The organism is Corynebacterium sp., from assembly GCF_030538285.1.
Classification (GTDB): domain Bacteria; phylum Actinomycetota; class Actinomycetes; order Mycobacteriales; family Mycobacteriaceae; genus Corynebacterium.
The window spans coordinates 25018-33757 of record NZ_JAUNUG010000034.1 but is presented as its reverse complement, the minus strand read 5'-3'; the positions used below and the strand labels follow the sequence as shown (position 1 = coordinate 33757).

Genomic DNA, 8740 nt, shown 5'->3' with positions numbered 1-8740 from the left:
TGCGTGGCGCCGACGTCACCCTCTACGAGCGTGCCCCCGAGTTCAAGGAGGTCGGGGCCGGCCTGCAGATTGGCCCCCACGGCGTGAAAATGCTGGAGAAGTGGGGCCTTAAGGACCGGGTCTTCGAGGCCGGTTACCTTCCGGAGCGCATGCAATTCCGCGACGCGATCACCACCGAGCCGATCCTCACCATGGACTTCGGCGAGGACTTCCAGCAGCACTACGGTGGCCGCTACCTGGTCATCCATCGTTCCGACCTGCTGTCCATCCTCGTGGAGGCCGCCCAGGAGGCCGGCGCCACGCTGCACAACGGCGTGCAGGTCCTCGGTGCCGACACCCGCGCCGACGGCGTGACCGTCCAGATCGAGCACCGTGCCGACGGCCGCACCGAGGACGTCGAGGCCGACATCCTCGTCGCCTTCGATGGCATCCACTCCGTCTTCCGCAAGGAGATCGTCCAGGACGAGCCGGTTCCCTCCGCCTACGTCGCCTACCGCGGCACCTCCTCCCTTCCCGACGATGAGGACATGAAGGGGCTCAAGGAGGTCGTCGGTTACATCGGTCCGCGTTGCCACTTCATCCAGTACCCGCTGCGCAACGGTGAGCTGCTCAACCAGGTTGCCGTCTTCCAGTCCCCGCGCTACCTTCAGGCGCTCACCGAGGGCACCGAGGTCCCGGAGGACTGGGGCAATAACGAGGAGTTCAAGAACGCCTTCGACCACACCAACGCGTTCGTCCAGGGCCGCCTCGGCTCCATGTGGCTGGACACCTGGTGGCAGATGTCCGATCGCGAGCCGCTGAAAAACTGGGTCGTCTCCGACCGCATCATCGTCATGGGTGACGCCGCGCACCCGCCGCTGCAGTACCTCGCCTCCGGTGCGGTCATGGCCATGGAGGACGCCGAGTGCCTCGCGCTCTACGCTTCCCAGGCTGCCGCCGCCGGTGAGCTTGACTGGCCGTCCGTGCTGGCCGACGTCTCCGGCGAGCGCGCCCCGCGCTGTGCCCGCATTCAGACCACCGGCCGTTTCTGGGGTGAGCTGTGGCACGTCGACGGCGTGTCCCGCCTCATCCGCAACGAGACCTTCCGTCAGGCTGGCCGCACCTCGTGGTACCCCTACGTCGACTGGCTGTGGGACTATGACGCCGAGCGTCGAGAGTACCTGCAGGATCCGTCTAAGGGTGAGCTGCCGGACGAGCTCAAGGAATGGGAGTACAACATCCATCGTCTGATCGCCCAGCGTGACGGCGATGCCGCTCCGGAGGAACTGACGATTTAGCAGTGCTTATCGACGCCCCGTTGTCGCCGACGGGGCGTCAGAGGGAGTTCTCGATTTCGTCGGCGGCGTCGGCAAGCATGAACGGCAACTCCCCGGCCTCCTGACGGCTGAAGGGTTTGAGGACGAACGCGGCCGGGTCCATGCGGCCCGGCGGGCGCCCGATGCCCAGTGCCAGGCGCTGGTAGTCCTTCGTGCCCAGCGACTTGGTCACCGATTTCAGGCCGTTGTGTCCATGATCCCCGCCGCCGAGACGCAGGCGCACCTGCCCGAAATCAAGCTCTAGCTCATCGTGAGCGACGATGATGTCGGCCGGAGGGATCTTGAAGAAGTTCGCCAGGGCCCTCACCGGCCCACCCGAGACATTCATGTACCCGCGGGTGCGGGCCAGCACCAGGCGGCGTCCGCCGTGGCGGACCTCCGCGACCTCCGTGTTGGTGCGTTTGTGCACCGCGAAGCTGGCGGGCATGGGGGAGATTCGGGAGGCCAGTTCTTCGAGAAGCATGGCACCGACGTTGTGGCGCGTGTCGGCGTACTTCGCGCCCGGATTGCCCAGGCCGATGATGAGAAGGGGAGAATCGCTCACGCCCTCAACCCTGCCACAAAAAGGGGGAAACGCCCCTGACCCACAGGTCAGAGGCGTTGCACGGCGAGTAGGATCTACTCGTCGTTGGTGGAGCCCTCCTCGACACCCTCCTCCGCGCCGGCCTCGCCGACAGCGTCCTCGGTGCCCTCTTCGCCCTCCTCCGGAACGTCAGCGACCTCCTCGAAGGTGATGTTGAAGACGAGCAGCTCGGTGTCGTCGACCAGGGTGACGCCCTCCGGCAGGGTGATGTCACCGGCGCTGATGACATTGCCGGCCTCGATGCCCTCGACGGAGACGACGATCTCTTCCGGAATCTCGAGCACGTCAGCCTCGACCAGGATGGTGTCGACTTCCTGGATGAGCATGGCGCCGGCGAAGACCTCGCCCTCGGAGAGGACCGGGATCTCGACCTCGACGCGCTCGCCGCGCTTGATACCGAGCATGTCGAGGTGATCGATATCGAGGGTGAGCACGTTCTGGTCGATGTGCTTGATCATGGTGAGGTGCTTCTCGCCGTCGACGTCGAGCTCCACGACCGCGTTGACGCCCTGGTTACGCACCACAGCGGTGAACTCGACGCGGTCCACGGAGAAGTGGACGTTCTCGGCGCCCTGGGAGTAGATCACGCCCGGGATGCGGCCGGCAACGCGCAGGCGACGGGCGTAGCCCTTGCCGAACTCCTCGCGCGGGGCAGCGGTGATGGTGGGGTACTTGGCCATGTGGCACTCCTTGGTATCTCACGGCCGCTGAAGCAAAAAGCCCGCGACCGACTCTGGTCTGAGGTGAAAATGTCCTCGTCGAGTCATCGCAGGCTGAAGAATTAACCTTATGATCGCGTCGATAACGCCCCATGTGGGGCCTCGCCGAGACGTGGGTGATCTTATCAGCGCGGGGCGGGCGGCTCCAAAACCGGTGGTTCAAAAATGGAATTCAGGCAAGAACTCACGCCATCCACCCGGGTCTCGAATAATTCGATGGTCATGGAGCGCGACCCGTCCCAGTAGAAGCGGTCCTCGTCGCTGAGTGCGATCGTGAGCAGCAGTCCGTCGGTCTCCCAGCGGACATTACGGGCGAGGAAGCCGTGTTCCTCATCATCGGGCTGGATCCACACCGCTCCCGGCGGATCCTCTGGCCCGCGGGACAGCAGCAGCGAACGAGGCGGGGTGTTGGCGGAGAAACTGAAGGTGAACACCATGGTGAAGACATCGGGTCGTTCCGTCTCGGTGTCGAGGTAAATGTCGAGCGGCGAGTAAATGTGCTCCATTCCTTTCCCAACACTGGAGGCTCACAGATATTTCGCCCCCTCCCGCCGGGTCAGCGGGGCCACCACGTGCTCGTCGAGGAAGTCCCGCACCCATGCCGGGTCGGTCTTCGAGTATTCGCGCAGCGCCCAGCCGACGGCCTTGTCGATGAAGAACTCGCCCGAGTCCAGGTTGGCGGTGAGGATCTCGCCGAGCAACCCGGTGTCGGTTGCTTCTCGACGCCCCAGCTGGTGCAGCACCGCCACCCGTCGCACCCAGAGATTCTCGTCACGGGCCCAGGCCTGCATCTCCTGCGGCGTGCAGGCCTGCCCCACCGGTTTGGCCAGGGCATCGACGGTGTCCCACCAGGACTTGCGCACCACAAGACTGCGCAGAAAGTCCGCAGCTGCGGACTCCAGGGGTACTTGTCCCAGGTGATCGCAGGCCACATAGTGGAACTCGCGCTCGGGGAGGGCAAAGAGGGCGTCGACAAGCTCTGTGTCGAGCGTGCGGGGGAGCAAGCCCTTGACGGCCCGGCGGCGCTGCGGTGTGGCCACCCCGAGGAAGGGAAACTGATCGCGCATGTACGCGGCCATGCCCGCGGCGCGCGACGGATCGGCCAGCGGGCGCAGGGCGGATTCGATGTGGTGGGCGATCACCCCTTAAGTTTAGGTGCTATGAAGAAGTTGCAGATGGCGGCGATCCTCGTGGGCGGCTTCGTCGGGCCGTTCACCGGGCAGGCGTTGGCGGTGGTGCTTCCCGAGTTCGCCGAGACCTTCGACATCAGCGTGAGCCGGGCGGCATGGTCGATGACAGCCTACCTGCTGCCGTTCTCGGTGATGATGCTCATCTCCGGGCGGCTGGTCCGCGGTATCCACCCGCATAAGGTGGTGTGGGCCGCCTACGCCGTGACACTGCCGATGGCGCTGTTACTGCTGATCACGCCGTCATGGCCGCTGTTTCTCCTGTGCTACTCGACGATCGGTGTGGCCAACGCCTTCACCACCCCCGTCCTGCAGAACATCCTCCGCGAGCTGGCCCCGCCCGGCGAGCTGGGCAAAGCGCTGGGTACGTACGCGGCGATGCAGTCGTTGGGCATGCTCTCAGCGCCGCTGGTCTCCGGCCTGTCCAGCCTGCTGAGCTGGCGCCTGACATTCCTCGTCACGGCGGCGTCGGCGGCGTTCATTCTCCTGGCGCGCCTGCCCGTGGTGCCCCCGCCGGCGACGTCCCCGCAGAAGGTGAGCGGCCGCATCCAATGGGGGCCGACGGTCATCCACATGGTGACCGGCTTCATCGTCGGAGTCGGCATCATCGGGCTCGGTTTCCTCACCGCCCTGCAGGTGGGAGAGGCCTATGGCCTGGGCGCGGTGGGGCGCGGACTGGTGGTCATGTGCGGTGGTGCGGCGGCGTTTTTCGCTTCCCGACGCATCGGTGCCATGGCCGACCGCTATGGTGCCCGCACCGTCCTGGTGGCGAGCTCCGCGGCGGCGGCACTGGCGCTGTTCGTGCTGCCGATCGCCCCGTGGGCCCTGGTGGCAGCTCTCGTGTGGGCCGCGGCGGTGGCCGCCGGGCAGGGCATTCAGGCAACCGTGAACCTGGCGGTGATCAACGCGCCCGGCGGATCCTCACTCATCTCCACGGTGCAGGCTTTCCGCTTCTTCGGCTCCGCGGCCGCACCGGTGCTCTTCTTGCCGATCTACCTCGGTATCGGGTCGGCAGCGTTTTGGGTGGCGGCCGCAGCACTGCTGCTGGCCGCCACCCTGCAGTGGGTTAACCCACAGCGGGGGCTTTAAGCCTCGCCCTCGAAAAGGGTGGTCACGGAGCCGTTCTCGAAGATCTCGTGGATCGTCTTGGCCAGCAGCGGGGCGATGGACAGCACCGTGAGGTTCTTCCAGCCCTCCGTGGACTGCGGCAGGGTGTCAGTCGTGATGACCTCCTCCGCGCCGCACTCCGAGAGACGCTCGCGCGCCGGGTCGGAGAAGACACCGTGGGTGGTGGCGATAACGACCGACTTCGCGCCGGCCTCCTTGAGCACGCGCACCGCACCGGCGATGGTGCCACCGGTGTCGATCATGTCATCGAGGAGGATGCAGTCCTTGCCCTCAACCTCACCCACTACTCGGTTGGACACAACCTCGTTGGCCACATCCACGCTACGGGTCTTGTGCACGAACGCCATCGGCGCGCCGCCCAGGGTGTTGGCCCACTTCTCGGCGACCTTCACGCGACCCGCATCCGGGGAGACCACGCACAGGTTGTCCATGGAGTACTTGCTCATGATGTAGTCGGTGAGGATCGGCATGGCGTGCATGTGATCGACAGGGCCATCGAAGAAGCCCTGGATCTGATCCGTGTGCAGGTCGACGGAGACGATACGGTCCGCGCCGGCGGCAGCCAGCAGATCGGCGACCAGGCGCGCGGAGATCGGCTCACGGCCGCGGTGCTTCTTATCCTGACGCGCGTAGGGGTAGAACGGCAGGATCGCGGTGATGCGCTTGGCGGAACCACGCTTGAGCGCATCGATCATGATCAGCTGCTCCATGAGCCACTTGTTCAGCGGCTGCGTGTGCGACTGGATGACGAAGCAGTCGGCGCCACGCACGGACTCCTCGAAGCGGATGAAGATCTCACCGTTGGCGAAGTCCCGGGCAGTGGTGGGGGTGAGCTCATAGTCGAGCTCACGGGCCACAGCCTCGCCGAGCTCCGGGTGTGCACGCCCGGAGAACAGCATCATGTTCTTGTGGCTCTCGGTCCAGTGGGCAGTCATGATGTGCCGCTTAACCTTCCTGGTCGGTTGCGTTGTCAGCGTCCTGGGATTCCCGGGCGGCCTGCGCCGCGAGTGCGGCCGGGCTTCCCGGTCGCTTCTTCTCGACCCAGCCCTCAATGTTGCGCTGGGGTCCGCCGGACACGGCGAGGGCTCCCGGAGGAACGTCCTCGCGAATCACTGTACCCGCCCCGGAGTACGCGCCATCACCCACGGTCACCGGAGCGATGAACATGGTGTCCGAACCGGTGCGCACATGGGAGCCGATGGTGGTGTGGTGCTTGTTCACCCCGTCGTAGTTGACGAAGACGGAGGAGGCGCCGATGTTGGATTCCTCGCCGACAGTGGCATCCCCGATGTAGGTCAGGTGCGGCACCTTCGAACCGCGCCCCAGGGTGGCGTTTTTCGCCTCCACGAAGCCGCCGAGCTTGGTGTCCTCCGCCAGGACCGTGTTGGGGCGGATGTAGGTGAAGGGGCCGATGGTGGCGTTCTCGCCGATGACGGAACGCTCACCGTGGGTGCGCACGACGGAGGCGCCACGGCCGATGGTCATGTCCGTCAGGGTGGTGTCCGGGCCGATAACGGCGTTGTCGCCGATGGAGGTCGCCCCCCACAGCTGGGTGCCCGGGTGGATGACCACATCCTGGCCGACGGTGACGTTGACGCCGATGAAGGTCGACGCCGGATCGATGACCGTGGCGCCGGCGCGCATGGCGGCCTCCACGGTTCGGCGGTTGAGTTCGCGGCCAGCGGCGGCCAGCTGCACGCGGTCGTTGACGCCAGCCAGCTCACGGGGGTCGGCGGCGACATGTGCGCGGACCGGGTGGCCCGCGGCGCGGGCGATGCCGAGGACGTCGGTGAGGTACAGCTCACCCTGCGCGTTGTTGGAGTCCAGCTTGCTCAGCGCGCCGCGGAGAATGGCGCCGTCGAAGGCGAAGACACCGGAGTTGACCTCTGTGACCTCCAGCTGCTCGGCGGTGCCGTCCTTCTGCTCGACGATGGCGGTGACCTCACCGTCTGCGTTGCGGATGATGCGGCCGTAGCCGGTCGGATCATCCAACTGCATGGTGAGCACGGTGACAGCGGTGGGGGAGGAGGTATGGGCCTGAAGCAGCTTGTTGAGGGTGTCGGCGGTGAGCAGCGGGACATCACCGTTGGTGACGATGACTGCGCCGTCGAAGTCCGGGATCGGCTCGAGGCCGCACTGCACCGCATGTCCGGTGCCGTTCTGTTCCTCCTGCACGGCCTGCAGCACCGGGCGATCCAGCTCGACGGCGACGGCGTCGACGGCGGGGGAGACCTGATCGCGCTGATGGCCCACGACCGCGACGATGTGCTCCGGGTTGATGCCGGCGGCGGCGTGCAGTGCGTGGGAGAGCAGGGTCCGCCCGCCGATCTCGTGGAGTGTCTTCTGCTTCGTGGACTTCATGCGGGTGCCTGCGCCGGCGGCGAGAACCACCACGGCGCAGTCGGTGTGTGTAGGCACGTTTTGTCTCCTTGTGGGGGCGTTGCTCGTGTCCGGTCAAGCATATAAGCCGGAGGCCGCTTCGCGTGCTTATCGACGCCGCGCGGGCATGGTCTATGTCGTCGCCGACACGTCCTTGAGGCGGCGTGCGGCCACGACACCCACCAGGCCGATCGCGGCGAGGAACAGCAGCGCGGCACTCGACCCCAGTTGTGCCACGGCGCCGGAGACCGCACCGACCAGCAGCAGGATGACACCCATGAGGGTGTTGGCGGCGCCCACGTAACGGGTGCGTGCATCCCCCTCCGCCATGTCCACGATGTAAGTTTTGCGCGCCACACGGACGGCGGTGTGTGCCAGGTTGACCAGGAAGAAACCGATGGGGAAGACCCAGGCGTTGGCCGCGCCGGGCAGCCAGGCCGCTGCGGCGACGAGCCCGATGATGACGACCGAGGCGGCGAGTGCGCCGTAGCTCATGACATTGCGGGAGGAGGCGTCCGACCATACGCCGGAGATCCGCCCGCCGAGCACCGCTGCCAACCCGGAGGCGATGAGGAACGCACCGAGGCCGGTGAGCCCGTAACCGACCTCCTGGCTGAGGGTGACGATGAACGCCGTCGACAGTGCGGAGACCAGCAGCAAGGAGCGGACGATGACAAACTGCCGGAACTCGCGGTCACCGGTGAACAGTCCCCAGGTGTCGGCCCACCAGCCGCGCTGGAGGCCCTGTGGTTCCTTTTCCGAGACGGGTTCGTCGATGGTGCGGAAGACGAGGGCGGCCACCGCCCAGGCTGCGGCGGAGATGAAGATGAGGGTGGCGAGGATCCACGTGGGGATGGGCGTGCCGATGTACTCCAGGAACAGACCCACAGCCAGCGCGACGGCTCCGCCGACGGCGGCGGCGCGCCCGGTGATCACTCCGCGGCGTCCCTTGGAAATGGTGCGCCCCTGCACGTCCTTGGAGGCGATGGAGCACAGGGAGCGGAACACCGACAACACCGCCACAAGCCCGGTGACGGCCAGTCCGAGGGCGGCGCCGCTCAATGTCAGTGCTGCGATGCCGATGAGGGCGGCCGCCAGCCCCTGGCCGAGAGAGCCGATGACCCAGATGCGTTTGCGGGATCGTTGGGTGGTCACCCACGGGGTGAACGCGGCCTGGGGGAGCATGGACCCGGATTCGCGGATGGGGACCAGGAGGGCGATGAAGAAGCCGGGGGCACCGGCCGCCTGGAGGAGCCAGGGGAGGACGGTCTTGGCGGCGACGATCTGGTCGCCGACCCCCTGCAGGCCATTCGACCAGATGAAGCGGCGGGCGGCGTGTTCTTCGGAGCGGGTGGTCACGTGTGTCAACTCTAGTGCTGAAAGTAATGCATGCCCTTAATGGACTAAGCGGTCTATGGTTACCGTACC

The 8740-nt window shown here is 66.3% G+C and carries 9 protein-coding genes; 2 read left to right on the top strand and 7 right to left on the bottom strand.

Annotated elements, in window-relative coordinates; all coding sequences use genetic code 11:
- Positions 1–1277, top strand: a 1277-nt coding sequence (locus tag Q4G50_RS10955; protein ID WP_303377700.1) for an FAD-dependent monooxygenase, incomplete at its 5' end; no start/stop codon positions are given.
- Positions 1278–1314: 37 nt separating this feature from the next.
- Here Q4G50_RS10955 and pth read toward each other — a convergent pair.
- From pth to Q4G50_RS10935, 4 genes are all read right to left on the bottom strand, one after another.
- Entirely contained in the window at positions 1315–1860 is a 546-nt protein-coding gene (gene pth / locus Q4G50_RS10950) for an aminoacyl-tRNA hydrolase (protein WP_303377699.1), read from the bottom strand.
- A gap of 74 nt (positions 1861–1934) precedes the next feature.
- A complete protein-coding gene (locus tag Q4G50_RS10945; RefSeq protein ID WP_303377698.1) occupies positions 1935–2579 on the bottom strand; it encodes a 50S ribosomal protein L25/general stress protein Ctc in 645 nt (214 codons plus the stop codon).
- A gap of 164 nt (positions 2580–2743) precedes the next feature.
- Positions 2744–3124 (bottom strand): hypothetical protein, encoded by a 381-nt coding sequence (locus Q4G50_RS10940; RefSeq protein WP_303377697.1) that lies wholly within the window; start codon positions 3122–3124, stop codon positions 2744–2746.
- A 21-nt stretch (positions 3125–3145) separates the two neighbouring features.
- Positions 3146–3760 carry a DNA alkylation repair protein gene (locus Q4G50_RS10935; RefSeq protein ID WP_368660627.1) on the bottom strand — a complete coding sequence of 205 codons (615 nt, stop codon included), beginning with the start codon at positions 3758–3760 and terminating at the stop codon, positions 3146–3148.
- An 18-nt stretch (positions 3761–3778) separates the two neighbouring features.
- Here Q4G50_RS10935 and Q4G50_RS10930 point away from each other — a divergent pair, with 18 nt between their 5' ends.
- Positions 3779–4894 (top strand): MFS transporter, encoded by a 1116-nt coding sequence (locus Q4G50_RS10930; protein ID WP_303377696.1) that lies wholly within the window; start codon positions 3779–3781, stop codon positions 4892–4894.
- On the opposite strand, the gene Q4G50_RS10925 is transcribed toward Q4G50_RS10930, so the two are convergent.
- The 3 genes from Q4G50_RS10925 to Q4G50_RS10915 all read right to left on the bottom strand — a co-directional run bounded on the left by Q4G50_RS10925 (position 4891) and on the right by Q4G50_RS10915 (position 8671).
- Positions 4891–5868, bottom strand: a complete 978-nt coding sequence (locus Q4G50_RS10925) for a ribose-phosphate diphosphokinase (RefSeq protein ID WP_303377695.1) — start codon at positions 5866–5868, stop codon at positions 4891–4893. The genes Q4G50_RS10930 and Q4G50_RS10925 overlap by 4 nt on opposite strands.
- Before the next feature lie 10 nt (positions 5869–5878).
- Positions 5879–7351 carry a bifunctional UDP-N-acetylglucosamine diphosphorylase/glucosamine-1-phosphate N-acetyltransferase GlmU gene (gene glmU, locus Q4G50_RS10920; RefSeq protein WP_303377694.1) on the bottom strand — a complete coding sequence of 491 codons (1473 nt, stop codon included), beginning with the start codon at positions 7349–7351 and terminating at the stop codon, positions 5879–5881.
- Positions 7352–7444: 93 nt separating this feature from the next.
- Positions 7445–8671 (bottom strand): MFS transporter, encoded by a 1227-nt coding sequence (locus tag Q4G50_RS10915; RefSeq protein WP_303377693.1) that lies wholly within the window; start codon positions 8669–8671, stop codon positions 7445–7447.
- Positions 8672–8740 lie beyond the last annotated feature (69 nt).

What these genes read in the sequence shown, in the direction of transcription:
- Q4G50_RS10945 (WP_303377698.1), bottom strand. Translation starts at nt 2,579, where the DNA reads ATGGCCAAGTACCCCACCATCACCGCTGCCCCGCGCGAGGAGTTCGGC.
- Q4G50_RS10940 (WP_303377697.1), bottom strand. Translation starts at nt 3,124, where the DNA reads ATGGAGCACATTTACTCGCCGCTCGACATTTACCTCGACACCGAGACG.
- Q4G50_RS10930 (WP_303377696.1), top strand. Translation starts at nt 3,779, where the DNA reads ATGAAGAAGTTGCAGATGGCGGCGATCCTCGTGGGCGGCTTCGTCGGG.
- Q4G50_RS10925 (WP_303377695.1), bottom strand. Translation starts at nt 5,868, where the DNA reads ATGACTGCCCACTGGACCGAGAGCCACAAGAACATGATGCTGTTCTCC.